Source organism: Streptomyces sp. NPDC107765 (assembly GCF_055657085.1).
This window is the reverse complement of record NZ_JBVKBL010000001.1, coordinates 346,542-371,206: the sequence shown is the minus strand read 5'-3', so window position 1 is coordinate 371,206 and position 24,665 is coordinate 346,542. Positions and strand designations below refer to the sequence as shown.

At 68.3% G+C, this 24,665-nt stretch carries 23 protein-coding genes; 12 read left to right on the top strand and 11 right to left on the bottom strand.

The genetic code is table 11. The annotated features are described in order from the left end of the window. Window positions 1–359 precede the first annotated feature (359 nt). Together ACZ7MX_RS01795 and ACZ7MX_RS01790 are read left to right on the top strand one after the other, a co-directional pair. Window positions 360–1,034 (top strand): hypothetical protein, encoded by a 675-nt coding sequence (locus ACZ7MX_RS01795; RefSeq protein ID WP_472128322.1) that lies wholly within the window; start codon window positions 360–362, stop codon window positions 1,032–1,034. A 3-nt stretch (window positions 1,035–1,037) separates the two neighbouring features. After that, complete coding sequence (locus tag ACZ7MX_RS01790) at window positions 1,038–2,336, top strand: sensor histidine kinase (RefSeq protein WP_472128320.1); 1,299 nt, start codon at window positions 1,038–1,040, stop codon at window positions 2,334–2,336. Window positions 2,337–2,515: 179 nt separating this feature from the next. Here ACZ7MX_RS01790 and ACZ7MX_RS01785 read toward each other — a convergent pair whose 3' ends face one another. Beyond that, a complete protein-coding gene (locus ACZ7MX_RS01785; RefSeq protein ID WP_472128318.1) occupies window positions 2,516–2,686 on the bottom strand; it encodes a hypothetical protein in 171 nt (56 codons plus the stop codon). 386 nt (window positions 2,687–3,072) lie between these two features. On the opposite strand from ACZ7MX_RS01785, the gene ACZ7MX_RS01780 reads away from it, so the two are divergent. Continuing rightward, window positions 3,073–4,275 (top strand): alpha/beta hydrolase family protein, encoded by a 1,203-nt coding sequence (locus tag ACZ7MX_RS01780; protein WP_472128316.1) that lies wholly within the window; start codon window positions 3,073–3,075, stop codon window positions 4,273–4,275. Window positions 4,276–4,522: 247 nt separating this feature from the next. Here ACZ7MX_RS01780 and ACZ7MX_RS01775 read toward each other — a convergent pair whose 3' ends face one another. Together ACZ7MX_RS01775 and ACZ7MX_RS01770 are read right to left on the bottom strand one after the other, a co-directional pair. Continuing rightward, window positions 4,523–5,422, bottom strand: a complete 900-nt coding sequence (locus ACZ7MX_RS01775; protein ID WP_472128314.1) for a hypothetical protein — start codon at window positions 5,420–5,422, stop codon at window positions 4,523–4,525. Between the two features lie 262 nt (window positions 5,423–5,684). Further along, window positions 5,685–6,383 carry a MerR family transcriptional regulator gene (locus ACZ7MX_RS01770; RefSeq protein ID WP_472128312.1) on the bottom strand — a complete coding sequence of 233 codons (699 nt, stop codon included), beginning with the start codon at window positions 6,381–6,383 and terminating at the stop codon, window positions 5,685–5,687. 87 nt (window positions 6,384–6,470) lie between these two features. On the opposite strand from ACZ7MX_RS01770, the gene ACZ7MX_RS01765 reads away from it, so the two are divergent. Further along, a complete protein-coding gene (locus ACZ7MX_RS01765; RefSeq protein WP_472128310.1) occupies window positions 6,471–6,932 on the top strand; it encodes a DUF6194 family protein in 462 nt (153 codons plus the stop codon). A 184-nt stretch (window positions 6,933–7,116) separates the two neighbouring features. After that, complete coding sequence (locus ACZ7MX_RS01760; RefSeq protein ID WP_472128308.1) at window positions 7,117–8,529, top strand: PA14 domain-containing protein; 1,413 nt, start codon at window positions 7,117–7,119, stop codon at window positions 8,527–8,529. A gap of 620 nt (window positions 8,530–9,149) precedes the next feature. Here the strand turns inward: ACZ7MX_RS01760 and ACZ7MX_RS01755 are convergent. Further along, a complete protein-coding gene (locus ACZ7MX_RS01755) occupies window positions 9,150–9,953 on the bottom strand; it encodes an alpha/beta fold hydrolase (RefSeq protein ID WP_472128306.1) in 804 nt (267 codons plus the stop codon). Between the two features lie 1,126 nt (window positions 9,954–11,079). On the opposite strand from ACZ7MX_RS01755, the gene katG reads away from it, so the two are divergent. The 3 genes from katG to ACZ7MX_RS01740 all read left to right on the top strand — a co-directional run bounded on the left by katG (window position 11,080) and on the right by ACZ7MX_RS01740 (window position 14,641). Then, the gene (gene katG / locus ACZ7MX_RS01750; protein ID WP_472128304.1) at window positions 11,080–13,269 is read left to right on the top strand and encodes a catalase/peroxidase HPI; all 2,190 of its coding nucleotides are present in this window, start codon (window positions 11,080–11,082) and stop codon (window positions 13,267–13,269) included. 195 nt (window positions 13,270–13,464) lie between these two features. Next, complete coding sequence (locus ACZ7MX_RS01745; RefSeq protein ID WP_472128302.1) at window positions 13,465–14,097, top strand: glyoxalase; 633 nt, start codon at window positions 13,465–13,467, stop codon at window positions 14,095–14,097. A gap of 142 nt (window positions 14,098–14,239) precedes the next feature. After that, on the top strand, window positions 14,240–14,641 hold the full coding sequence (locus ACZ7MX_RS01740) for a PPOX class F420-dependent oxidoreductase (protein WP_472128300.1): 402 nt from the start codon (window positions 14,240–14,242) through the stop codon (window positions 14,639–14,641). Between the two features lie 133 nt (window positions 14,642–14,774). Here ACZ7MX_RS01740 and ACZ7MX_RS01735 read toward each other — a convergent pair whose 3' ends face one another. Continuing rightward, window positions 14,775–15,209: an ester cyclase gene (locus tag ACZ7MX_RS01735; protein WP_472128298.1), complete on the bottom strand. Its 435-nt coding sequence runs from the start codon at window positions 15,207–15,209 to the stop codon at window positions 14,775–14,777. A 196-nt stretch (window positions 15,210–15,405) separates the two neighbouring features. Between ACZ7MX_RS01735 and ACZ7MX_RS01730 the strand changes: the two genes are divergently transcribed. After that, entirely contained in the window at window positions 15,406–15,984 is a 579-nt protein-coding gene (locus ACZ7MX_RS01730) for an antibiotic biosynthesis monooxygenase (RefSeq protein WP_472128297.1), read from the top strand. Window positions 15,985–16,213: 229 nt separating this feature from the next. On the opposite strand, the gene melC2 is transcribed toward ACZ7MX_RS01730, so the two are convergent. From melC2 to ACZ7MX_RS01715, 3 genes are all read right to left on the bottom strand, one after another. Beyond that, window positions 16,214–17,032: a tyrosinase MelC2 gene (gene melC2, locus ACZ7MX_RS01725; RefSeq protein ID WP_472128295.1), complete on the bottom strand. Its 819-nt coding sequence runs from the start codon at window positions 17,030–17,032 to the stop codon at window positions 16,214–16,216. Window positions 17,033–17,072: 40 nt separating this feature from the next. Continuing rightward, window positions 17,073–17,546 (bottom strand): apotyrosinase chaperone MelC1, encoded by a 474-nt coding sequence (gene melC1, locus ACZ7MX_RS01720; protein WP_472128293.1) that lies wholly within the window; start codon window positions 17,544–17,546, stop codon window positions 17,073–17,075. A gap of 646 nt (window positions 17,547–18,192) precedes the next feature. Beyond that, window positions 18,193–19,350, bottom strand: coding sequence for an ABC transporter substrate-binding protein (locus ACZ7MX_RS01715; RefSeq protein ID WP_472128291.1), 1,158 nt, complete (start codon window positions 19,348–19,350; stop codon window positions 18,193–18,195). Window positions 19,351–20,144: 794 nt separating this feature from the next. Between ACZ7MX_RS01715 and ACZ7MX_RS01710 the strand changes: the two genes are divergently transcribed. Continuing rightward, a complete protein-coding gene (locus ACZ7MX_RS01710) occupies window positions 20,145–20,717 on the top strand; it encodes a hypothetical protein (RefSeq protein WP_472128289.1) in 573 nt (190 codons plus the stop codon). A gap of 111 nt (window positions 20,718–20,828) precedes the next feature. On the opposite strand, the gene ACZ7MX_RS01705 is transcribed toward ACZ7MX_RS01710, so the two are convergent. After that, a complete protein-coding gene (locus tag ACZ7MX_RS01705) occupies window positions 20,829–21,263 on the bottom strand; it encodes a spore-associated protein A (RefSeq protein ID WP_472128287.1) in 435 nt (144 codons plus the stop codon). A 191-nt stretch (window positions 21,264–21,454) separates the two neighbouring features. Between ACZ7MX_RS01705 and ACZ7MX_RS01700 the strand changes: the two genes are divergently transcribed. Continuing rightward, entirely contained in the window at window positions 21,455–21,883 is a 429-nt protein-coding gene (locus ACZ7MX_RS01700) for a DUF5959 family protein (protein ID WP_472128285.1), read from the top strand. Between the two features lie 42 nt (window positions 21,884–21,925). On the opposite strand, the gene ACZ7MX_RS01695 is transcribed toward ACZ7MX_RS01700, so the two are convergent. Then, window positions 21,926–22,657: an SDR family oxidoreductase gene (locus tag ACZ7MX_RS01695; protein WP_472128283.1), complete on the bottom strand. Its 732-nt coding sequence runs from the start codon at window positions 22,655–22,657 to the stop codon at window positions 21,926–21,928. Window positions 22,658–23,179: 522 nt separating this feature from the next. Here ACZ7MX_RS01695 and ACZ7MX_RS01690 point away from each other — a divergent pair. Then, complete coding sequence (locus tag ACZ7MX_RS01690) at window positions 23,180–23,845, top strand: DUF4097 family beta strand repeat-containing protein (protein WP_472128281.1); 666 nt, start codon at window positions 23,180–23,182, stop codon at window positions 23,843–23,845. A 347-nt stretch (window positions 23,846–24,192) separates the two neighbouring features. Here the strand turns inward: ACZ7MX_RS01690 and ACZ7MX_RS01685 are convergent, their stop codons facing one another. Continuing rightward, a complete protein-coding gene (locus ACZ7MX_RS01685) occupies window positions 24,193–24,657 on the bottom strand; it encodes a MarR family winged helix-turn-helix transcriptional regulator (RefSeq protein WP_467568904.1) in 465 nt (154 codons plus the stop codon). Window positions 24,658–24,665 lie beyond the last annotated feature (8 nt).

Genomic DNA, 24,665 nt, shown 5'->3' with positions numbered 1-24,665 from the left:
GACGGCTCGGACACGCACCGGAGGGACCTGACGCCCGCTCACCCCACTCTTGCGGAGTCAAACGGTCCTCTGTGCCTACCGGGACGGCCACCCCCTCCTCAACAACCATGCGACAGGGCAGGCGAGCATGGGGGACAGGCACGGCCCTCCGGCCCGGGCAGAGCCCCGTGCGGTGACCGGGCACGACCTGTCGCGCGACTGATGGGTTACGGTTTCCGGACTTGTCGGATCGTCGCAGAGCCACGCGGAGAGAACGTTTGACTCCTCACAACTCAGCCACTGCGCCTTCCGGCCCTTCTCGGACCAGCGCCGTTTCCCCTCTGCGCGGCCTGCACCGGCCCTGTCCCGGGGTACGGGCGGTGGCGCTGGTGAGTGTGGCGGCGGCCAGTGTGGTGCTGCTGGGCGGCTGTGTGCAGGCCAGTGCGCCGAAGAGCGCCGGGCATGCCGCCCCCGTCACCGGTCCGGCGGAACTCTGGCCCGGCAGCAAGCCCGCACCGGCGGCTTCGCCGGCCACCGGAGGACAGGAGAAACCGCAGCCGCTGACCGCGGTACCGCGGGTGCCGTCCGGGGACATCCGGAAGGTGTCCGCCGGCTCCGTACTCCTGGCCCAGATCGACGCGGACAAGCGCCGCGACCAGCCGGTCTTCGACGAGGGAGAGGAACGCACGATCCGCTCCTGCGCCGCCAGGCCGGGTTCCGGCTCGTGTCCTGTGCGGGCCCCCGAATACCACGACCTGACCGGCGACGGGAAGGACGAGCTGATCGTCGGGGTGCGCAGCGGAAGCAACCTCCTGATCATCTACGCCTACACGCTCAGGAACGGGGTGGTGACCTCGATCCTCGGTTCCACCAGTTCCCCGCAGTCGGTGGAGGTCGCCGACCACAAGCTGGTCATCCACGAGCCCGGGGACGCGCCCGGATACGAGAGCCGCACCGTCTACGTGTGGGATGCGCGGCACCAGGTCATGACGATCCAGGACGTCGGCTACGGCCGGCGGGCCCCGGCCTCTCCTCCTACTTCTTCGGGCAGGTGAGTCGTGCGCACTCGCCGACCGCGTCCGCCGCGGTGGCTGCATGCCTGGACGGCGACGCTGTACTGGAAGGCCGCCGTCTTCATCACCGTCATGTGCTGCCTGCTCGCCGCGGTGCTCGGCATCCTGGTGCACGTCCTGGTCGACCGGCAGACCCAGGACCGTGCGCGCCACACGGCGCTGGCCGAACTGGACCGCAGCAAGGCCGTGTACGTCGCCGGGGACCCCCTGGACCGCAACGTCTCGGTGAGCCCGCCCGACCTCCCCGCGCCGCTGCGCGAGATGACCGTGCGTCGCCACGAGCGCGGAACCCAGCTCGCAACGCACCAGGGCCGCCCCGTGATGTGGGCCGCCACCCCCGTCGCCGGGGGGAAGGTGCTCGCGCTACGGCTGGACTACAGCGAACAGGCAGCCTCTCTCCGCGGCCTGGACGGGGCCATCATCGGCTCCTCCGCCGCCGCGATCGCCCTCACTCTGGCAGCTGGGCTGATCTCCGTCTCCCGCATCACCCGCAGGCTGCACCACACCGCCCGCGTCGCCCGACGCATCAGCACCGGCGATCTCGACGCCCGCGTGAACGACCCCCGCGCCCGGCGCCCCGACCGGGCCCAGGACGAGGCCGCCGCCGTGGCGACCGCGCTCGACGCGATGGCCGCCAGCCTCCAGGCCCGACTGCACAGCGAACAGCGCTTCACCGCGGATGTCTCCCACGAGCTGCGCACCCCGCTCGCCGGCCTGCACTCCGCGGCCGAGCTGCTCCCGCCCGGCCGCCCGACCGAGATGGTGCGCGACCGCGTCCGGGCCCTGCGCAGGCTGACCGAGGACCTGCTGGAGATCTCCCGGCTCGACGCCCAGGTCGAGAGCGCCGACCTCGACATCCACCAACTGGGCCCACTGACCGAACGGGCGGTACGGGCCACCGGAACGACGACCGAGGTCCGCGTCGTGGCGGACGACCAGGTCGAGACCGACCGGCGCAGGCTGGAACGTGTGGTGGGAAACCTGGTCGCCAACGCCCACAAACACGGCTGCCCGCCCGTCGTGGTCACCGTCGACGCCCCCGTCATCACCGTGCGGGACCACGGCGACGGCTACCCCGCCTACCTCCTCGACCAGGGCCCCCAGCGCTTTCGGAGTCAGTCGGGCGGGTCTGACGCCGGCAAGCGGACCGGCCACGGCCTGGGCCTGACCATCGCCGCCGGCCAGGCCCATGTCCTCGGTGCCACCCTCCGCTTCGCCAATGCCCCCGACGGCGGAGCCGTAGCCGAACTCCACCTCCCGCCCTCCCCGGAGCAGCGTCGATAACTGACCGGCTACCCGTTTCTCCTTCCTGTTTGTTTCTCCTTATCTCCCTGCTCATTGGGTCCTTATCGCGTCAGAGCCGGTTGCCGGCACAGCAATTGCGATTCATTCGCCTCCGCAGGCTTCGTCTCCCGTCCGACGTGGGAAGCGCGCGGCGCTCCGCACCACTCTTGCCGGCGCGGTCACCGGTGCGGCAGTCGTCCTGCCGGTCGGATGAACAGCCCGTCGGTGTCCACGCACCGCCCCCACACCGTCTGCTCCCCGTCCCACTCCTCGCTGACGAGCGCGAAGCCCAGAGGCAGCCCCCGGCCCCAGCCGATCTCAGGCAGCGAACCGTCCTCGTCGTCGTCCACGGTGCTTTCCCCCTCCGGCCTCCGAGGGCAGCGCCGATCAATAGGCCCGACCATCGGAGGCCGCAGGGGTCGGCTCGGGCATCGAGGGCCCCAGCAACTGCCACGGGCCCTTCGAGGGCGGTGGGCGCCGGTGGGCGCCGGGGCGGCGCGGGTCAGGCTCCGCCCCGACCGCGTCGACCTGGGGTGTAAACCCGTGGGGTGACGCCCGTGGACTGACAGGGGTGAGGGATTGCAACCCGTGGGTTGATGCGGCTCGATCGGGGCGAGTGACAACGTTCCCTTCATGCGCACGGATCTTCGGCATCACGCACCGATGCGCGACCGTAAGGCGCAGCTGACTGACGGTCAGTTGCGCTCGGATCCGTCAGAAGACCCAGGGAGGGGCCGTGACCACCACACCGTTCACCAGTCCAGACACCTTGACGCGCCGTCGCCTGCTGGGAGCCGCGCTGGCGGCCGGCGTGGCGCTGCCGCTCGGCCTCGCCGGGACGGCTCGGGCAGCCTCGGGCGCGCCTGCCCCGGCACGGCTCACCCTGCCCGCGCCGACCGGGCCGTATCCGGTGGGCACGGTGGCGCTGCACCTCGTCGACGCCGCCCGTCCCGACCCCGTGGCGGGCCCGGGGCGTCATCGGGAGCTGATGGCGAGCGTCTGGTACCCCGCCCGGGACGTCGAGCGGCACCCGCTGGCGCCGTGGATGTCCCCCGCCAACCTGCGGGGCCTGCTCACCTCCGCGGACTTCCCCGCCGACGCCGCACAGGCGCCGCTCACCACCGGCCACCAGAGTGCCCCGGTGCGGCGCAGCGGCCGCGAGCTGCTGCCCGTCGTCGTGTACTCGCACGCCGCGCACAGCCACCGCGCCGACCACACCATCATGGTGCAGGAACTCGCCAGCCACGGCTACGTGGTGGTGACGGTGGCCCATACCTACGACGCTTACACCGAGTTCCCGGACGGGCGGGTCCTCGCCCCGGACCCGGATCGCGCGATGGGGCCGGCGGACTTCGCCGCCGACATCCGGTTCGTCCTCGACTGCGTCGAGGAGCTCGCCGCCGGACGCAATCCCGACGTCGACGGCCGGTCGCTGCCGGACGGCCTGACCGGCGCGATCGACCCGCGGCGCATCGGCATGTTCGGCTGGTCGAAGGGTGGGACGGCGACCGCCCGCGTCATGCTCGACGACCCGCGCGTCCAGGCCGGGCTGAGCCTCGACGGCCCCATGCTGCCCGCCATCACCGGCGACCTCGACCGGCCGTTCATGATGATGACCGCCCAGTTCACCCGGGCCAAGGAGTCCAGCGTCGCCGAGTTCTGGACGCACCTGCGCGGGTGGCGGCTCAACATACAGGCAGAGGGCGCCGTCCACTCGTCCTACGGCGACAACCAGGTACTGATCCCGCAGCTGGCGAAGGTGGTGAAGATGACTGACGAGCAGCTGCGCGCCTTGATCGGCACCCTCGCCCCGGCCCGGGCGGTACGCATCCAGCAGGCGTACCCACTCGCGTTCTTCGACCTGCACCTGCGGCACCGACGCGGGCACCTGCTCGACGGCCCGTCCCGAGCCTTTCCGGAGGTGACCTTCCTGCCGTGAGGCGACGAACGCGCGCCCCGCGGGCGTCGCGGTCTGGTGACGAACGTCACGGTCCGGTGGGGTCGTGTTGCGGGACCGGTCAGGGACGCAGAACGACATCACGCGGGTAGCGCGCGACACGGTGGAGGCGGCCTGCCGAATCACCGCCGCTCCGACCGGCTGACGGAACGCACCGCCCCGGCGCAGTGAACGTCACCAACCTCCGAACCGCACACGCCGTGGGGTATCGGCACAGCACAGCTATTACCTAGTGGGGTATCGGGGCGGCCGACGACGCGGCGACGCTGCTGGTGAGCATGGCCGTGTGGTACATCATGAAGCCGATACAGGCATGCGCGTGCGCGCCGGCGTCGGAGTTGGGGAAGCTCGGCACCTGCGAGAAGCTGTTCGTCGGCATGAACCGGTAGCCCGCGGGCGGGTTTTGCCGGAACCGCTGGGTGTAGCAGCTGGACACCGCGCCGGGCGAGGGCGTCAGCTCCGCGGGTTCGGTGAGGATGAAGGGGCTGTCGAAGTCGATGACTTCGCGTATGAGTCCCGAGGGTTTCATCGCGGCGATGAACTTCCGCATCGCCAGGATGCCTGAGCTGAACGAGGTGACGCCGACGTCCGTGAGATTCGACGGAGGGAGGAAGGGGACGAACGCGGCTTGGGTGGCCGCCGTGATGTTACTGAGGGTCGCGACCGGGTCGATGGAGAACATGTTCTGCTGAGGGTCGACGCCGAGCGCGGCCATGGTGGTGAACGGAACCAGCAGCGGGACACGCCGGACGGACGCCAACTGGCCGCCCTGGAGCGCGATGTACCGCTGCAGGCTGCCGGACCAGCCACCGGTGAAGGTGGGGTAGTCGGTATCCGTGGCGTGGATGATGGGGGGCTGCGGCGGGGGCCGGAGCTGGACCACTGTCGGGTGGAAGAAGACCTGTATCCGGGAGAAGTCGGTGGTGCCGAACGGTACCGCGACACCGACCCAGAACACCTGACTGTCCTTGGTGACCTTGAACAGGAATTCGTGGATCGTCGAGGTCAGCTGTATCTCTTCGAGGAAGTCACCCTGCATCACGGGTTTGATCACCGGATTGGTCACGACATGCGGAAGCGTCAGGGCGAGAGGGTTGGACTGTGTCACCGTGATGTTCATGGTCGTCATCTCACCTACTCGGTGACCTCGATCCCGAAGTATGCCCGTCCGGCAAGTTCGCCCGTCCGGAACTGCGCCCGTCCGGAACTGCGCCCGTCCGGAAGTGCGCCCGCACCTGCGGACTGAAGTACGCCCCGCCCTGGGGACTGCAGCGGTCAAGGCCATACACAGGGACCTGGGATTCGTCCCGAACCGTCCCTCACAACTTCAGGAGACACCCGCCCCTCGCCGCCCGCAACTGGGGCCGCCACAACGGGAAGCAGGTGTCAAGTCAACCGGCGACCAGGGCGAGCACGGCACTGAGCGCGGCGGCTCCGTCCAGGAGGGCCTTGGAACGTGCCGTGATGCTGGCGTCCCTGGCAGTCAGCGCGGCGGCGACCTCCTCCGACCGGCGGGCGCACCGCATCTCCGGCATGAGGGTCCGAAGAGGAGCGATGCGGTAACCCGCCTTACGTAGTTGGTGAACGATCCGCGCGTCCCGCACGTGGGTGGGTGTGTATCGCCGCGTGCCTCGTACCGGGTCGCGGTCGGGAACGACGAGATCCTCCCTGTCCCAGTGCCGCAACGTCGAAGGGCGTACGCCCAAGGCGGCGGCGAGTTCGGAGATGCTCATCGCGTCCGACGCGCGTACGTCTTCGATCGGCTCGCTGGAGATTGCCCGGGCTGCCTGCTTGGCCTGCCTCAGTTGTGTGCGCTCCGCGTCGAGCCGGGCGTGCGCCGCGTCGAGAAGAGCAAGCGCCATCTGCGAGGTGGGCGACCGGTGGACGGCCCGGATGATCTTCTTGGCCCCGGTCGGACCCGTTCCTGCTGCCAGGGCCCGGTAGGCCAGCGCGGACTGCAGATGTATCTCCGTATAGACCCGGTAGCCGGCCGCCGTGCGCGCTGCCGACGGAAGCACACCCTTGTCCTCAAGATTGCGCACCTGTTGCACGGAGCACCCGGCACGCCGTGCGACGTCGACGGTGCGCATGCCCCCCGATTTGAGACCTGACATCGTGAAGTTCCTCCATCGCAGCCTCAAAGTCTCCACAAGCACTTCAATGCCACGCTAGAGCACATGAGCATGGACGAGATCATCAGCTTCGTGGACGGCCTCGACGGCGTCCTGACCCTCAGGCCGGCACCCGGTGACGGCTCGCCGGAAATCGGCTGGGGCGACACGTTCTTCTACTACGCACCTGATGGCGTCACCCCGACGGCAACCCAACCGTTCGCGACGATCGTGATCAAGGACTATCCCGGCGACCAGGCATCACGTCTGGACCGCCCGGACACCTTCCGCGTGAACATCTCTGCCGGGAAAGAAGCGTTCATCCGGTGGACCGGTCACGCGCCACGCGAACCAGCCCCCACTGAGGTCGACCCCAGCACCGTCGACACCGTGATCGCGCACCCCGTCTACGGCACCGTCGGTTGGCTGGCAGTGGTGAACCCAGGCCCGCGTACCGAGGTGGCGACCCGTGAGCTGCTGCATACGGCCTATCACCTCGCGCGCTCACGCTATGAACGGCGCACGTAGAGCTGCCGATGGGAACGGGGGAGAGGACGGGGATAAGACCCGGTTGACCAGCAGAGTCGCGATCGCTACCGGGTCCCTTCACGTCATCGGGCGCGCTGTGCAACCTTCTTCCCACCTCACGGGTCTCCACGCCGTACGTCTTACCCGCACAGCGTGAAAGGTCCCCGTGCACCAGAAGAGACTCGTGGCCGCCCAGACAGGGGGCGCCATGTGTGCCGTCATCCTCGGCAGCCTGCTGGCTGCCGCCCCACAGGCGGCAGCCGCCGATGTCACCTGCTCGACCAACGTCTACAAGCGGACGTTCTACAACAACACCTCGTTCTCCGGCTCCCCGGTGAAGACCGACTGCGACGGAGCCATCAGCCAGAGCTGGGCCGGCAGCCCGGTCTCCGGCGTGGCGTCGAACAACTTCGGTGTCCGCTGGTCGGTGACCCGTGACTTCGGTTCCGGCGGCCCTTTCATGTTCAACGTCTCCGCCACTGACGGAGTCCGCTTCTACCTGGACGGCGTCCGCCAGATCGACCTGTGGTACGCCACCGGTGACACCGCCCGCTCCACGTTCCTCGGCTTCGCCGTCCCGTCCGGCAAGCACACCATCCGCGTCGACTACGTGAATTGGTCGGGCGCCGCGAAGGTCGCGTTCACGTACACACCCCGGACGTCGGCCACGTACGACGAGACGAAGCCGCTCGCCCCCACCGGCGTGAAGACCGCCTACAGCACCACGACCCGCAAGACGACCGTCTCCTGGTCCGCCAACAAGGAGATGGACCTGGCGAGTTACTCCCTCTACCGGCGGCCCGTCGGCTCCAGCACCTGGACGAAGGTCACCACGACCACCGCCCGCAGCTACACCGACCCCCTCGTGAACCCCGACGACCGCACGCCCTATTACTACGAGGTACGCGCCACGGACAAGGCGGGCAACACCTCGTCGGGCAGCACGGACACCATCGTCCGGCCCCTGCCGATCGTCACCAACCTGACCGGCACCTACGACAAGGTGACCGGCAAGGTCACCCTGAAGTGGCCGCTGAACACCGAGCCGCACTTCGACCACTACACGGTTCTGAGCAACGACAAGGTGGACGGCTACTGGAAGTGGGTGCCGCTGGGTACCACCACCGGCAGCACCTGGACCACGGCTCCGATCGTCGCTGACGGCGAGACCCGCCACTACCGCGTCCTCGTCACCAACGATGGCGGCACCACCACCTACAGCGGGGACGCCCTCAACGCCTCCGCCACCAACGAGCTCTGGCTCAACATCCCCGACGGCATCGCCCCCGGCTCCGCCCCCGAACTCCTCGTCGGCGCCTGCGAGGGCGGCATACGGGCGACCGCCAACGACTACACGCCCGCCCCGATCCGCGACTTCACCGGTTTCGAGATCGAGCGCCGCGAGGCGGGTACGGACGCCTGGTCCGTCGCCGCCCACCAGGGCTACGACCCGCGCCACGACCCGGCCTACGTCACCGTCTGCGACCCGCTGCCCGCCGACGGGCGCACCTACCAGTACCGGGCCCGTACCTATGACGCGGCTGGGAACTACTCGCCCTACAGCGAGATCCGTGCCATGACCGTGCCGGCCGGCTGACGGTCAGGTGACCACGCGGCAGGGGCCCGGGAGCGATCACGCCGCTGCTGGTTGACTCGGGAGCCTGTTGACTTCGCCCCGTCGGCTTGGCCGGCGGGGCGAAGTGCTGCGGAGTGACGGGTGCGGGTCCGGGCGGGCCCTGGGAAGCCGCGGCTCCGGAGCCGCTTGCTCCTGTCTCCGGCGGGGGTCAGAGTGAGAAGGGACTGCAGGTAGTTGCGGTACGGCACTCGACTCGACGGGCCCCGTGGACCGCACGCTGATCGGAAAGGACATACGGAAGGGACATTCGGAGGGACATTCGGAAAGGACCTGTGATGACTGTTCCGCAGCCGCCCGCGCCGCCAGGGCCCCTTCATCCTGAGCCGGTCCCGCCCACTCCTGGCCCTGCGCCCAGTCCGCCGGAGCCGGGGCCAGGGCCCGTTCCGCCCGGGCCCGAGCCTGTTCCTCCGCCGCCTCACCCTCCGGAGCCGGGGCCGGAGCCGGAGCCGGAGCCTCGTTCAAGCCCCCGTTGACGGACGAGCGAGTCAGTGCTCCCTCTTCTCCCGCGCTTCTCTCGCGCGAGCACTGCATGAGAGGGCTCCGGGCGGTCCGTCCCGCCCGGAGCCGTACCGCGCACACCGTCAGATGCAGCGGGGCACGAAGGCGGGGTCCGCGGGGCCGCTGCGGCCGAGTGCGTTGAGTACCCACTGGGCGACGACCGGATCGTTGGGGCTCTGGTCGTGCTCGAAGGTGTCCAGGGGGCAGCGGTCCTGGAGCGTGACGTTGGTGACCTGCTTCGCCGGCCCGCTGAGGAAGGCGCTGGTGTACGGGGTCACGACCTCATCGTGCTCGGTGGTGATCACGGTGTAGTCGGGGCCCGCCACCGTGTCCCCCTTCGCGTTGAGGTGGGTCAGGAACGGCGAGCCGACCATCTGGTCGGTGCAGGCGTCGCAGCCGGCAAACCCGGTCGGGATGGTCAGGGGGTTGGTCGTGCCGTGGTTCGAGGGCACGATTCCCACCAGTTCGTCGACCTTGGTGGCGCCGCCGAGGAAGTCGAGGTAGTAGCGGGGCATCATCCCGCCCTGGCTGTGCCCGACCAGATCGACCTTCTTGGCGCCGGTCGCGCCGAGTACCGAGTCGACGAACGTATCGAGCTCCTGGGCCGAATCGGCGATGTGGGCGGTGGCGTTGTTGCCGTAGTTGAGTGCGAAGACGCAGTATCCAGCGTCCTTGATCTGCGGCGACAGGACCGACCAGTTCTTGGCCATGTCCTCGAAGGTGCCGTGGACCAGCACGACGGGATAGGGGTGCGCGGCGGACGGCTTGCACGTCCAGTCGTTCGCGCCGGGCGGCGAGACGCCGTCGGCCTGGGCGGGGCCGGCGGTCAAACCGAAGAAGGCGCAGGTGGCCACCACCAGGGCCAGGGGGAGGGTCCTCAGACGCATGCCGTTCCTTTCGCGGACCGCGCAGGCGAGACCCGCGTGGCCACCGGGTGCCGACTGCGCACGGGAGCCGGAATGCGGCGGCTCGGCCCCTTCGGCGCTGTGACGACTACTGTGTCCCCTGTTCGGCAATGTCGAACAGTAAGCGGGATTCTGGATTCCGCTTACTGACGCGTCAACCCTTTGGACGCCCATTGAGGCGCTGAACACACAGGCCGCTCGCGCGACGCCGGCCCGTACTGCCCGCCCGGTGCTGCCCGGCTCCGTCCTGCTCTGCTCTGTCCGCCCGGCGCTGCTCGTTGGCGCATCCGGCGCCACCACCGTCGTGCCGTCGGTCGCCATCGACCTCCGGTGCGCACCGTCCGACCGACTCGGGCCCGGCGGAACGCCCGAGGTTCTGTCTCCGTGAGCCAGGAAGCGGCTGTGGAGAGGCGCAGTGTCCGCCCGCGTGCGAGTCTGAATGGGCCGGATGCCGGCATCCTCCCGGAAGGAGCATGTCATGAGTGCCCAGTCGGGCCGGGCGAGACCAGGCACGAGGGATCAGGGCCGACGCACGGAACGCGCCATGGACCGGATGGCTGACGACGCCAGGCGGGGCGATCGCCTGGGGTCGGGGACCAAGCGGGAAGCGCAGCGGGTGCGGTCAGGTGCCGAGGGGACGCGGAGTAGGGAAGGCAAGCGACCCGACGGCGAAGGCTAGCCCTCGGCCTCCCCGCCCTCCCCGCCCTCAGCGAGTTCCCTGCAGTGGAAGGCAGGGGACCGATTGCCATGTATGCGTCCGTTCGGTCAGCGGCCGGAGTGCGGACCGGCCGGGACAGCGGACTGTCCACTCCCAGCCGTCCCAGCTGTGACGACCTGCCGATCCGCCGAGCGAGCGCCGGAAGCGGCCGACGGCCTGCCTGCGGGCCCGTAGGGCGCTGGATCCGGCGGAAACCGCCGATCAGGAAGATCGCGAATCGCCGGTCAGGAACCGCCGATCAGGCACTGTCCCGCGGCGACTGCCACGTGCGCCACGAGCACGGCCGCACTGCTCGACTCCGACAAGTCAATCCGGCGTCGCAGACAAGCACCCAACAACTCTCAGACAAGCAACCAACAGAAGGACCCCGATACAGGAAGAAGGACGGACGTGTCCGGCAGCGAAAGTGAGAACCCAGTAATCCCCTCCCCGGCCCCCACGTCGACCCGGCCCAGGACGAACCGGGACTGGTGGCCGAATCAGCTGGACCTTCAGGTTCTCCACCAGCACTCGCCCCAGGCCAATCCGATGGGCGAGGACTTCAACTACGCGGAAGAGTTCGCGACCCTCGACCTCGACGCGCTGAAGCAGGACGTCTTCGAGGTGATGACGACGTCACAGGACTGGTGGCCTGCCGACTACGGTCACTACGGGCCGCTCTTCATCCGGATGAGCTGGCATGCCGCGGGAACGTACCGCATCGCCGACGGCCGCGGCGGTGGCGGCGCCGGCGCTCAGCGCTTCGCCCCACTCAACAGTTGGCCCGACAACGCGAGCCTCGACAAGGCACGCCGTTTGCTCTGGCCGGTCAAGCAGAAGTACGGCCGGAAGATCTCCTGGGCGGACCTCCTGGTCTTCGCCGGTAACTGCGCCATGGAATCGATGGGGTTCAAGACGTTCGGGTTCGGCTTCGGGCGAGAGGACATCTGGGAACCCGAGGAGATCTTCTGGGGGCCCGAGGACACCTGGCTCGGAGACGAGCGCTACAGCGGCGACAGGGAACTCGTCGGTCCCTTCGGTGCCGTGCAGATGGGACTGATCTACGTCAATCCGGAGGGGCCCAACGGCAACCCCGATCCGATGGCTGCCGCCGGGGACATCCGCGAGACATTCAGGCGTATGGCGATGAATGACGAGGAGACGGTTGCGCTCATCGTCGGCGGCCACACGTTCGGCAAATGCCATGGCGCGGTCGATCCCTCGTACATCGGGCCGGAACCCGAGGCCTGCCCCCTTGAGCAGCAGGGCCTCGGCTGGCGTAACACCTACGGAAGCGGCGTCGGATCCGACGCGCTGACCAGCGGGCTTGAGGGCGCATGGACCACGGAGCCGACGAAGTGGGACCACGGATACCTGGACAACCTGTTCAAGTACGACTGGGAGCTGACGAGGAGCCCCGCCGGCGCGCATCAGTGGACTCCCACGGATCCGTCGGCCAAGGACGCCGTGCCTGATGCCCATGATCCGTCGAAGCGGCACGCTCCCATGATGCTGACGACGGACCTGGCGCTGAAGCTGGATCCGATCTACGGGCCGATCACGAAGAGCTACCACGAGGACCCGGACAAGCTCGCGGTCGCGTTCGCCAAGGCGTGGTACAAGCTGCTGCACCGCGACATGGGACCCGTCTCGCGCTACCTCGGCCCGTGGATTGCCGAGCCGCAGCTGTGGCAGGACCCCGTTCCTGAGGTCGATCACGAACTGATCGCGGACGCGGACATCGCCGACCTCAAGGCCAGGATCCTCAGCTCGGGACTGTCCCTCTCCCAACTGGTGACCACTGCCTGGGCGTCAGCGGCGAGCTTCCGCGGCACCGACAAGCGTGGCGGGGCCAACGGGGCACGGATCCGACTCGCGCCGCAAAAGGACTGGGAGGTCAACGACCTGCCCGAGGTGGCCGAGGTGGTGCAGACCCTTGAGCAGATCCAGCAGGACTTCAACGCCTCTCAGACCGGCGGAGTGAAGGTCTCGCTGGCGGACTTGATCATCCTGGGCGGGTGCGCGGCCGTCGAGCAGGCCGCGAAGAACGCGGGGTACGACATCACCGTCCCGTTCGCACCGGGACGTACGGACGCCTCGCAGGAGCAGACCGACGTCGAGTCGTTCGCCGTGCTCGAACCCAGGGCGGACGGCTTCCGCAACTACCTGCGGGCGGGAGAGAAGTTGTCGCCGGAGACCCTCCTCCTGGACCGCGCCAACCTGTTGACACTGACCGCTCCCGAGATGACGGTTCTGGTCGGCGGTATGCGGGCCCTGAACACCGGCTTCAAGCGATCCCCGCACGGTGTCTTCACCGACCGGCCGGAGGCGCTGACCAACGACTTCTTCGTCAACCTGCTCGACATGGGGACGGAGTGGAAGGCGTCGAACTCGGCTGAGAACGTGTTCGAAGGCCGGGATCGCGCCACGGGCGAGAAGAAGTGGACGGCCACCGCCGTCGACCTCATCTTCGGTTCGCACTCCCAGCTCCGAGCCATCTCGGAGGTCTACGCGTCCCAGGACGCGGGGGAGAAGTTCGTGCGCGACTTCGTGGCGGCCTGGGACAAGGTGATGAACCTCGACCGGTTCGACCTCGCCTGAGCCCGATGTCCCGGTCGCCCATTCACCGGCCGGCCGGGACACCTCGGAACCCAGGGCTGTGACGAGCGGTTCTTCCAGGATCGGACCCGTTGCTCTGGATCAGCTCGGCGTTGATCCATTGGTCCCAGCAGGTGACAGGAGACCGGTCAGGAATCGAGAAGCGCCGGTCATCGGGCCGCACCTAGCGTAAGGGCCATGGCAACCATCGAATCCCTCACCCTTGAGGTGGCCGACCCCACGGCCGCCCACCACTTCTACACCACCGCCTTCGGGCTGGACACGCGGATAGGTCTGCGGGCATCGCAGGCACCCACCACCGGCTTCCGCGGCTTCACGCTGGCGCTCACGGTGTCCCAGCCGGCCAACGTCGACAGCCTCGTGAACGCTGCCCTGGACGCCGGCGCCACCTCGCTGAAGCCGGCCGCGAAGTCGCTCTGGGGCTACGGCGGTGTCGTACAGGCCCCGGACGGGACGATCTGGAAGGTCGCGACCTCGGCGAAGAAGGACACCGGCCCGGCCACCCGGGAGATCGACGAGATCGTGCTCCTGCTGGGAGTCGAGGACGTCAAGGCGAGCAAGGAGTTCTACGTCGGCCAAGGTCTGGCCGTGGCGAAGAGCTTCGGCGGCAAGTACGTCGAATTCGCCGCCGAGGGGCCCAGTCCCCTCAAGCTGGCCCTGTACAAGCGCCGCGCCCTGGCGAAGGACGTAGGTGTTCCCGCCGACGGCGCCGGATCGCACCGGATCGTTCTCGCAGGCACCGCCGAGCCTTTCACCGACCCGGACGGCTTCGCCTGGGAGGCCACGTCGCTCGCACCCGCGTCGTCCTGACTCCGGCCTCGGCCCGGCGCCTGGAAGGAACTGAGGCGGTGGGCAAACCAGGCACGCGGGAGTCCGGGGTGGGGGAGGGCCGGGTTCCCATCGCGGCTACCGTTGCCCAGAACCCCACCGAACCGATCCCTGGAGAGCCCCCGTGCCCGTACCCCTCGGCGAGGACGTGTTGACGCTGCTGCGTCGCCCCAGCACCTGCTACCTCGCCACGACGATGCCCGACGGCTCGCCCCAGCTCACCCAGACCTGGGTCGACACCGACGGTGAGCACGTCCTGATCAACAGCGTCGAGACGCATCAAAAGACGCGGAACATCGCGCGGGACCCGCGAGTGGCCGTCGCGGTCGCCGACCCTTCGGATCCTTCCGCCTACGTCCAGATCCGCGGCCGGGTGGTGCGGGTGACCACCGACGGAGCGGTCGACCACATCGAGGCGCTCGCGCAGAAGTACCTCGGTGGGCCCTACCCCTGGTTCGGCGGCCGCGACCAAGTCCGGGTGATCTATGTGATCCAGCCCGAACGCATCACCAGCCCCCGCGGCTAGGCCCATTGTCTGGAACGTCCGAACGGCAGCGGCTGCCCCTGGTCACGGGTCCACTGCCTCAGGGGCGGGCCCAGACACGGGCGTGGCCTGTGGCCTGTGGCCTGTGGCCTGTGGCCAGTGGACTTGGGCGTGGTCAGGACGGGAGGGCGCCGAGCTGGCGCAGTTGGGCGAGGACGTCGACGACACCCCGGATCTCGGCGATCCGCCCGCCGGCGAAGCGGAGGATGAAGATCTCGCTGTAGCTGACGGTCTTTCCGGTGGGCGGCAGGCCCTGGTACTCGCCCCGGTGGGTACCGGTCACCGTGTTCCTGGAGACGACCTTGTCGCCCTCCGCGATCGTCTCCTCGACGGTGACGTGGAGGTCGGGAAATGCGCGCAGGAGCACCTCCCACACCCGCTTCATGGCCTCCGCTCCCGTCGCGCCCACCGGTACCGGCGCGTGGAAGACCAGGTCCGGTGCGACGAACTCGTCGATGGCCTTCGAGATGACTTCCAGGTCACCGCTGTTCACTGCGGAGTGGAAGCGGTTGAGCGTCGCTGTGTTGCTTGTTGCCCCGGCTGCCGACATGCGCTCTCTCCTCTGGTCTGCGCCTTCGCCGTGTGCTGAACGGCGTCTGAGCAGTAGGACGGCACGGCCGCCGGGAATGTGACACGACGCGCGGACGACGGCCGGGAGTCGTTGCCATGGCGGCGGGGTCCACGTGTAGCGGTGGTTGCGAAGCGCTTGCGGCTTGACCTCAACCGCACTTGATGTATGAGAGTCCATGTCCATGACGCGATTCATGGACCTCGTTCGCCCTGCTGCTGGAACAGCGTTGTGGAGTGAGTGGCTTACTGGTACCGCCGAGCGTTCGCGTGCGGCCGCTGACGCTCTGATTGATGAGTGGGCGGCAGCCGCGACACCGTCCGGGCGCCTGGCACAGCACGTCTTCCTGGCCACGGATGGGGCCGGTCTCCTCTTCCATGCGCAGTGGACCAGCGATGAAGAGCACCTGGCATGGGCTCGTGCCCGCCGCGCCGGCGTCGTCAGTCGTGTGGACACGCTCGTGCCGGGTATCGAGCGCCCCGGACTGACCCGAACTCGCCTGCACCACAGCGTTGTTCACGACGCTGAACGACCAGCCGGCGTCTTCGTGGTCAGCGCGATGCCGGCGGGCGATGTGGATCTCACGGGCGTGCCGGCGCCGGGTTTGCTCGGGGCGTACGTCCACCTCACACCGGATGGCGAGCGTGCGATCGTCGTCGCAGAATGGACCGACGTCTTGTCTCATGAAGCCGCCACCGCCGGTGACGTCAGCTTCAAGCGGTACACGCTGTACCACTCGTTCGTCGACGACGTCTGATTCTCCATTCCGTTCCGCGGACAGGGCGATGTATTCGCCAATCCGCACAACGGAGCTGAGCGGCCGCCTGGCAGGCAGCCGCACCGCTCCGACCGGGCGGCCGTGGGAGAGGCCGCCCGGGCGGAGCGTCGTGCGGGGGTGCCTGGGAGGGAGGGTAGGGGTTGGGTGTCAGGTACGGGGCGCTGGAGCGCGAGCCGTGTGAGCTGCCTGAGCTGATGTCAGGTACCTGTCATTCATAGGTGTAGAACTTGGTGTGGTCCAGGAGGTCCGCCGGTGTCACGTCGTTCCACGGCTTCATCGTGTCGTGCAGGTCGACCACGTCGGGGGTGTCGGCGGTCGGGAGATAGCCCGAGGTGGGATGCAGCTTCTGCCAGTCGGCCCAGAGCTTGTCGATGAAGCAGTGGTGCAGCCAGAAGACCGGGTCGTTGGGGGAGGCGCCGGTGGTCATCTGACCGCCGACCCAGACATGCACCCGATTGTGCAGGTTGGGGCCGCGCCAGCCCTCGATGTTGTTGCGGAAGCCGTCGGACGCGCTGTTCCACGGGGGCGCGTCGTAGACGTTCATGGCGAGCACCCGGTCGACCTCGGCCCGGGTCGGCAGATCGCGCACGGCGGTGCCGAGGGAGCGGCGCAGGAACGTCCGGCCGTCCACCCTGAGGTTCATCGGCCACCTGCCGCCGCTGAAGGCGAACGGGCCCGAGGTCACCCGGCCGTCGCCGCTGCGCCCGTCACCTCCGAGGAAGTCGTCGGCCCACAGGGAACTGCGGGGGCTGCGGTCGACGGTCCAGTCCCAGTAAGGCAGGGTGACCGAGGGAGTGATGCTCTGCAGCGCCTGCTCGAACTGCAGCAGGAACCTGCGGTGCCAGGGGAGGAAGGACGGCGACCGATGGCCGGTCCGCTCCCCGTCGTCGGTGTCGCCGATGATGAACGCGTTGTGGGTGCTGATGAATTCGTCGTAACGGCCGGCGCGCTTGAGCTCCAGCACCGCGTCGACGAAGTTCCGCTTCTCGGTGGCGGTGAGGTTCGCCTGGTTCTTCCTGACTGCCATGTCGAGGACTCCTCGGTGGGGGGACGGGCAGGGTCGGGACTCAGCCGGTGATGACGGGGACCAGATCGGCGCCCTGGAGCCCCCGGACGGCAGCGCGCGCCAGGGCGTGCGGGGTGCTGAACTTCTCGTAGTGGTTCACCAGGCTGATCCAGGTGCCATCGGCGTTCCGCATCACATGGAGGTCGTCGTTGTCGATGCGGACGACGAAGTCCATGCCGTCATGCGGGCCGGCGAGCCGCTGCGCCCGCTTCCCGTGGCCTCCATGACCGCCGGGCGAATCGCCCGCGTCCGCCGGCCAGCCCGCTATGTGGCGGCCCTGGTACATCTCGTCGAACGGCTCGGGTTCGGGCATGTCGTGGCCGCTGCCGGAGTGCCTGGCTGCCGCCGGGTGTCCGTGGCCGTCGGCGGTTCGTGTGACGGTGCCGCCGGCGTGGGCGACCGGTGCGGCCAGCACCACTCCTGCGAGCGATGCGGCACTGCCGTGCAGCACTTGGCGCCGGGTGGGACGGGACATTGTCCACTCCTCTGGTGGGGCCTCGGCTCCCCTCCGGGGCGCGGCCGCCACGGAGGGCAGGAGCCGGCGCGCCGACGATCGGAACGCGCCGCCCCATGCTGGCAGGGACCAACGGATCATCAAGTCGGCCCGCATGTTCGGGCCACGATGGAACAACTCCCCTACCGAAGTGCAGAATTCAACGGCGTTGATCGTCCTTGTGTGGCGGTAGGGACGCTCCCCGGAAGCGGATATTCCGCGGTTTCCGCCGCCATCCACCGCAGATCCTTTTCTCCGCACCACACATCGTGGTGTCGCGCGCGGCCCGAACTCGGCGCAAACGGAGGGGGTTTGGGTATCCGGGGGTTTGGGGCGCCCGGGGCTTGGATGCCTGAGGGTTTGGGTGCCTGAGGTTTGCGGGCGGTTCGTCTCCCGTCCGGCCTCCGGTGCCGGGAGGCCGGCGTCAACCAGCTGCGTTGGGGCGTGCCTGGAAACCACCGGGCTCGGGCAGCAGCGCCGGGTGGCTTCCCAGCCGTCCGGCTCGGGCATGCGGCTGGTCGTCGACGATGAGCACCCGGGTTGTCGAGGGAGGTGAGCCAGCCGGTCGCGCGGTGCCGCCGCCGGGAGGAAGCGGCGGGCACCACGTCGGTCCCGGTGCTGGGCGAGGTCAGCCGGTAGCGGCCGTGCCCCAGCTCTGGCTGATGACGACCTTGGCATCGCTCTGCTGGGTCTCGGTCGGGAAGCTCGGCGTACCGGAGACCTTCGGCAGCTTCGCCGCCGCGGCCCTGTCGAGCGTGCCGGCCTTCTTCATGGCGGTCATCAGAGCCGGACGGGCGAATCCCTTCAGTCTGAGGTTCTGGCCCTCGGCGCTGTAGAGGTACTCCAGCCACAGGCGCGCGGCCGCGGGGTGCGGCGCATCCTTGTTGATGGCCTGCGAGTAGTACTGGGAGAACTTGCCGTCCGAGGGGACCACGACCGTCCAGTCGAGACCCTTGGACTTGAACTCGTCGGTGTACCCGGCGTTGAGGTAGTCCCAGTCGATGCTGATCGGCGTCTTGCCCTTTTCAATGGTGGCCGGGGTGGATTCGACGGGCGTGTAGTTGGCGCTCTTCTTCAGCTTGGCGAAGAAGTCTACGCCGGGCTGGATGTCGTCGAAGGAGCCGCCGTTGGCGAGGGCGGCCGCATACACGGCGCCGAAGGCCGAACCGGACTTGGTGGGGTTTCCGTTGAGTGCGATCTGCCCCTTGTACTGCGGTTTGAGCAGATCCTTGAAGCTGGTCGGGCAGGTCTGCACACGCCTGGCATCGCAGCCGAAGGAGATGTAGCCGCCGTAGTCGTTCGCCCAGCGGCCGATGGAGTCCCTCTGCACATCGGGGATGTCAGCGAAACCGGCGACCATGTACGGCGCGAGCAGCCCTTCCTGGGCGGCGCTCTGCGCGAAGGAGCTGCCGAGGTCGAGGACGTCGGGCGCGTTGTCCTTGCCCTTGCGTGAGGTGACTGCGCTGATTTCGTCCTGGCTGGCGCCGTTCGGGTTCTCGACCTCGATCTTGATGCCGTACTTCTTCTTGAAGCCGTCCATCAGGGCGCCGTAGTTGGCCCAGTTACGGGGCAGCGCGATCGCGTGGAGCGTGCCCTCCTTCTTGGCTTCCTTGGCCAGGGCGTCGATACCGCCGAAGGCCTCGGCCGTGGTCGCGGTGGCCGCGCTGCCCTTTCCGCCGCCGGTGCTCGACTCGTCGGGGGACGCGCTGCAGGCGCTTAGGGCGGGTGCAGCGGCGAGGGCGAGGATGCCGGTCAGGACGGCAGTCCTCGGCAGGAACACGGTCACGGTCTCTCCAGGGGTACGCACAGAGCATTGAGGGGAATCATGCGGGGCCACACAGGGGATGCACGTGGGGGGTGAGCACCTGTCCGACGACTTGCCTGAACAAGTTGGGCCTCAGTAGGCCCAACTATGGTGTCCGTCAGGTAAACATTGGTAAAACTAATGACTCCGATTCCCTCACAATCGCAGCTCGGAGGGGTCACCGTGGCGCCTCCCCCAGGCTGGCCGTGCTCCACAATTTGCACACAATTGCGCGCGAGAGGGATCACAGCGGCACGCCCCGAGAAGATCACCGGAGGTTGAGGTGGGTGATCACCGGAGAGGGCTGCGCCGTGGAAAGTCTGCCGAGTCGTGCAGAGCCCCGCAGAGGCGCACGCGAGGGCCGCGAGGCGTCCGGACACTCGATGTCGCCGCATACCCCGCCCTATTGCCGCCGGGGAACTCCCCACGACTCCCACCCCGCCTGGAACAGCGGTGTTGCACAACCTCCACCGACGGGGCGACGTTGGCGGCGAAACCGCTGGACGACGCAATCAACCAGGCAAGGCGGACCGCGGCCGCGTGAACCGGTACGGCCGTGCATGCGTCACCGAGACAGTCGCGTAGCGGCGTGCCCCCATCGCAATGCGGGGCAATTGCGGTCATAACGTCCCGCCGTGGAGTGGAATCGAAGAGGAGCTTGATCGCGGTGATCCGGCCGTCGTGGAACCGGCCGTCGTGAGCAGCGCTAACGCAGCGAACGACGGTAGGCGCCTCTGTAGGCTGTCCTGTATTGGGGGGAGCTCATGCGCTTTGTGATGACCGACAACTATGCCGCGCTTGTCATGTCCGTCGACGCTGGGCTGCTCGTGGTGGGGGCCGTGCAGTCCCACGGCACCGTCAACACGGTCAGGGAACGCATCAGAGCCGTGAATCAGCGCCATGCGGCAGCCATGACAGTGATCGCCGACCGGCTCCGTGCGGGTGAAGAGCCGACGAACGCCGAATTGTACCGGGCTCATGATTTGTCCCGAAAAGCCACCGGAGACCTGCGGCGGCGATTCGAGAGGCCGGCAACCGTGGGCCTGATGTGGGCCGTCATGTCGTTCTGGCTCGTCATTTCCGTGATGGCGACACTCTGGTGGTCGGCAGTGGAAGGACATGGCCAAGCCTCATGGCTGGCCGAGGGCACGTTGGCAGCTACGGCCCTCGCCACCATCGTCCTGCTGGCAGAGACCATCCTCCGTTTCTGTTGGGCGGGCGAAGCGGCGACGGACGACTTGGAGCAGGAACAACTGCAACGCCAAGTTGCTGCAGTCCACATGGACGCCGAGTTGGAACACCGTGTGAGGCAGCGCCTCGATGAGTTCGCCCGGGGCGGCCGCCGCTGAGGCCGTGGAGCACGCTCGGACGCCCGGTTGTTCTGCTGCTGCGGTAGAAGAGCCGAAGAGGGGATCGTTGCTCCCACGCAGGACCGGCCTGAAACCCGCCCCACAGGCTGTTCAGCCGCAGTGGCCGGCCTCGGTCACGTACTGGTCTGCGATCTGCCCACGCCAGGTGACGCATTCGAAGCGCGCGGGGATGTACACCGGCCCGGCATAGGAGGTGTAGGCGCCCGAATCCGAGGCGCTGACCTGCGTGTTGTTGGTCTGGTACACCTTGGCGTGCAGGTATACCGCCGCACCCGAACGGGCGCGCACGGTCACTGCGCAGTTTTCCCCGGTCGTGGCGTTCCACGTCAGGTACGCCGTTCCCAAAGTGCCGATGTTGCTGAAGTCCACCACCTTGTATCCCGCCCCGCAGACCCCGTTGTACGCGGCGACGGCAGACGCGGCGGAACTGTTCGCGGCGGACGCGGGCATCGCGAACGCAACGGAGCCGACCGTTGCGGCGGACGCCAACACCGTGGCCACGACGGCCCTACGCAGAGGCTTCATGATTCTCCCCGGTTCACTCAGGGGCGCTTGTTGCACCCGATGAGGAAGACCCCTGAGGCGCGGGGGAGTTGTGGCAGGGTATGTCACCATCGTGTCACCGTGGCCGCCGTGCCCTTGGCAGTAAAGCGGACGAGGGGTTCGCTCGGTGAGGCTGGCGGTGATCTCTGATACTCGCGGATGAAGGGGCAGCTATGGGCGAGATCGCTCCGAGGGAGCTCATCTGCCTCGCCGATGACGAGGGAAACAGCGTCACCGTCAACGTCCTGGGGCGCGATCCCGGGTGGAGCGCCGGACTCGATGCCGAAATCGTGGTCAGGACACCTTTCGTGTCCGGCCGTATCGGCCTGGTGCTGTCCACCTCGAAACTTGAAGACTGGTCCAACGCGCTGAACAGACTCGATGCGGGCGAGGAGGGTGCCTGGATGGAGATGAGCAGGGGGCCGTCCGTCTTCATCCAGCTCATCGGCGAGCGTGACTGTCCAGAAGTGGTCGTCGAGGACGAGTCGGGCTCCATGGTCACCGTGCGGGTGCCAGTCGTCCCGCCGGACGACTGGATTGCCGACCACCGGGAGCGTCTACGCAAGGTGATGGGGTACTGGGTCCCGATGCTGTCAGCGTAGGGGGCCAGCACAGGAAGGAGACCTTCGAGGCAGGAGGGCCCTTCAGGACAGCCAATCGGTGTAGTGGGTGGGGGCGATGCGGGCGTCGTTCGGGGCGGTGAGGACGTCGTCGGGGGCGGCGGCGAACATGCCGGCGCTGTCGTCGGTGACGACGGAGCGCCCGTCGCCCTTGGCGGTCAGGGTGAGTCGGCCAAGTTCGTCGAGGGGGTAGACGTCGGGCCCTGCGATGTTGAGTACGCCGTTCAGGGGGCTGCCCGCGGCGACTTCGGCGACGGTCCTGGAGACGTCCGCAGCGGCGATCGGCTGGATGGGTGTACGTGGCAGGCGCACGGTGTCGCCCTCGGTGGTCATGGCCAGGGTCGCGTCCATGAACTCCATGAACTGGGTGGCGCGGACGATGGAGTACGGGATCGGTCCGGCCTTGAGGATGTTTTCCTGAAGCACCTTCGCCCGGTAGTAGTCCAGATCGGGCACTTGGTCCACGCCGACGATCGAGAGGATGACGAAGTGTCTGACCCCGCTCTTCTCGCACGCGGCGAGAAGGTTGTCCATCGAAGTCTGGAAGAAGGCGAGCGAGGCGTCGTCGAAGGTGGGGGAATTCGTCAGGTTGATGACGGCGTCGGCGCCCGTCACGGCCGCATCCAGCCCCTGGCCAGTGATGATGTCCACGCCCGTGGACAGGGAGTGCGGTACGGCTTGATGTCCGGCCGCGTTGAGGTTCTCCACCACCCGTGAGCCGATAAGCCCGGTCCCGCCGACGACTGCGAACTTCATGGCCAACCTTCCTTCCGCAACGCTGCCCGATATGCGATGTATGCGGTCCTAACCGCCCTTTACGTATACCCGCACTCGGGCACCGCCGCCGCAGCGATCACGCGACACCCGCCGGCACTCGGCGGCACTCAGGGGCGACCCACTTCGGCCACGCCGGGTCGCGCGCGCCGATGCTCGTGGCCAAGGCGCGGCACCAGAAGTCGGAGAACGCCCGGCGCTGCTTCCCTCTGGTCGGAGGCCCTGGCCTTCGAGGAATGCGAGCGCCTTGGAGGGAGTGCCGGGCTGATGCCGGGGCGCTGGACAAGTTCGGGTGCGGTCCTGCCCCCTCCGCTATAGCGTTCACTCCCACTCCATTGCAATGACCATGGCGTTGGTGTTGCGTTACCGGCGAGATCGTTGCAACATTTTCCTGGCTTTTACCTGTGCTAATGCCTATTCCAGGCAATGAGCATGTTGCCGACGCATGGAATGCAACGTAGCGTTTCCGTTGCCAGAAACACCCGGCGAGCACAGGAGAGCACCATGCAGAAGTTCGACACCCCCGCCCCGATCTCCGCCGTCCTGGACATTCCCGCCGGACGCATTCAGTTCATCGCCGCCGACCGGGCCGACACCACCGTCGAGGTCCTGCCCGCCAAGCCCTCCAAGAGCCGCGATGTCCAGGTCGCCGAGCAGACCACCGTCGCCTACGCCGATGGCGTCCTGCGGATCCGCACCCCTGAGCCCAAGAACCAGCTCTTCGGGCCGTCCGGTTCCGTGGAGGTCACCGTCCAGCTGCCCGCCGGCTCACGTATCGAGGCCAAGACTGCCGCCTGCGAGCTCCGCGGCGTCGGCCGCCTTGGCGATGTCGTCTTCGAAGGGGCCTACCGCCGGATCAAGATCGACGAGGCCGCGAGCGTCCGTCTCACCGCGGTCGACGGCGATGTCGAGGTCGGCCGGCTGGGCGGCCCCGCGGAGATCAGCACCGCGAGGGGTGACATCCGGATCGCCGAGGCCGTAGGCGGGGCGGTCGTGCTCCGTACCCAGTCCGGCGACATCACGGTGGGCGCCGCGGCCGGCGTCTCGGCCGCCCTGGACGCCGGCACCAGCTACGGCCGGATCAGCAACACCCTGAAGAACAACGGCACCGCCGAACTCGACATCCGCGCCACCACCTCCCACGGCGACATCACCGCCCGCAGCCTCTGACGGAGCAGAGCCAGGACCGACCGGCCGGGGCCACCGCGGTCGAGCTCCCGCCGGGTCGTCGTCGACGACCCGGCCGTCCGTCCCCAGGGGCCTGCGATCCACGCGGCAGGCCCCGGAGGCGCCGTACAAGACGCCTCACACGACCAGGCGCAGCCAGGGGAACACATGGCGAAGAACAGCACTTCCATCTCCCCTGAGGCCAGTTGGCCACTGAGGGGTAATGGCGGCGAGTTGTCGCCGAACTGGGGGGCGGGTTGGCGGCACATTCCCCCGGCTTCTCTCCGCAGGCTCTCTGGCTTCGCCCTCGCCCTCCCCCTCGCCCGCCCTCCCCCTTGTCGCCGGTGTTCCTACTGAGCGTCTTTGTTGGCCTTGAGTTTGTGCCACACGGTGCTGAGGGCGGCGAGATCGGTCTCGTCGAGGAGGTCGGTGAACACGGGAGCCAGGCAGGCGCGGCGGGTGGCGTCGGCCTCCTCGAAGAGTTGATGGCCTTCCGGGGTGAGGGCCACCTCGATCGAGCGGGCATCGCGTGGGGAAGGGGTACGGGTGACCAGTCCCCGGCCCTGCAGGGCATCGACGACCCGGGACACCTGGCTGCGACTGAGCATGGTGCTGTTGCCCAGGACGGAGGCGGGGACCGGGTCCGGGCTGGAGGCGAGCCAGAGCATCACCTCGAACCATGAGACCGGAAGATCGTGGGCCTTCGTGAGGGCGCGGTCGACGCGCTCGGTCAGCACGGTTCCGGCCCAGACCAGGCCGTAGAAGGCGTGGTCGGCCACGGGCATCTCGGCCTGGGTCAGCTTCTTCTTCGCCATGCGTCCAG

Coding starts and splice junctions, on each gene's coding strand:
- ACZ7MX_RS01765 (WP_472128310.1), top strand. CDS start 6,471: ATGAGCATGGACGAGATCATCAGCTTCGTGGACGGCCTCGACGGCGTC.
- ACZ7MX_RS01775 (WP_472128314.1), bottom strand. CDS start 5,422: ATGACGACCATGAACATCACGGTGACACAGTCCAACCCTCTCGCCCTG.
- ACZ7MX_RS01695 (WP_472128283.1), bottom strand. CDS start 22,657: ATGAAGTTCGCAGTCGTCGGCGGGACCGGGCTTATCGGCTCACGGGTG.
- ACZ7MX_RS01705 (WP_472128287.1), bottom strand. CDS start 21,263: ATGAAGCCTCTGCGTAGGGCCGTCGTGGCCACGGTGTTGGCGTCCGCC.
- ACZ7MX_RS01730 (WP_472128297.1), top strand. CDS start 15,406: ATGTCCATGACGCGATTCATGGACCTCGTTCGCCCTGCTGCTGGAACA.
- ACZ7MX_RS01690 (WP_472128281.1), top strand. CDS start 23,180: ATGCAGAAGTTCGACACCCCCGCCCCGATCTCCGCCGTCCTGGACATT.
- ACZ7MX_RS01770 (WP_472128312.1), bottom strand. CDS start 6,383: ATGCGCACCGTCGACGTCGCACGGCGTGCCGGGTGCTCCGTGCAACAG.
- ACZ7MX_RS01745 (WP_472128302.1), top strand. CDS start 13,465: ATGGCAACCATCGAATCCCTCACCCTTGAGGTGGCCGACCCCACGGCC.
- ACZ7MX_RS01700 (WP_472128285.1), top strand. CDS start 21,455: ATGGGCGAGATCGCTCCGAGGGAGCTCATCTGCCTCGCCGATGACGAG.
- ACZ7MX_RS01755 (WP_472128306.1), bottom strand. CDS start 9,953: ATGCGTCTGAGGACCCTCCCCCTGGCCCTGGTGGTGGCCACCTGCGCC.
- ACZ7MX_RS01735 (WP_472128298.1), bottom strand. CDS start 15,209: ATGTCGGCAGCCGGGGCAACAAGCAACACAGCGACGCTCAACCGCTTC.
- ACZ7MX_RS01710 (WP_472128289.1), top strand. CDS start 20,145: ATGACCGACAACTATGCCGCGCTTGTCATGTCCGTCGACGCTGGGCTG.
- melC1 (WP_472128293.1), bottom strand. CDS start 17,546: ATGTCCCGTCCCACCCGGCGCCAAGTGCTGCACGGCAGTGCCGCATCG.
- melC2 (WP_472128295.1), bottom strand. CDS start 17,032: ATGGCAGTCAGGAAGAACCAGGCGAACCTCACCGCCACCGAGAAGCGG.
- ACZ7MX_RS01685 (WP_467568904.1), bottom strand. CDS start 24,657: ATGGCGAAGAAGAAGCTGACCCAGGCCGAGATGCCCGTGGCCGACCAC.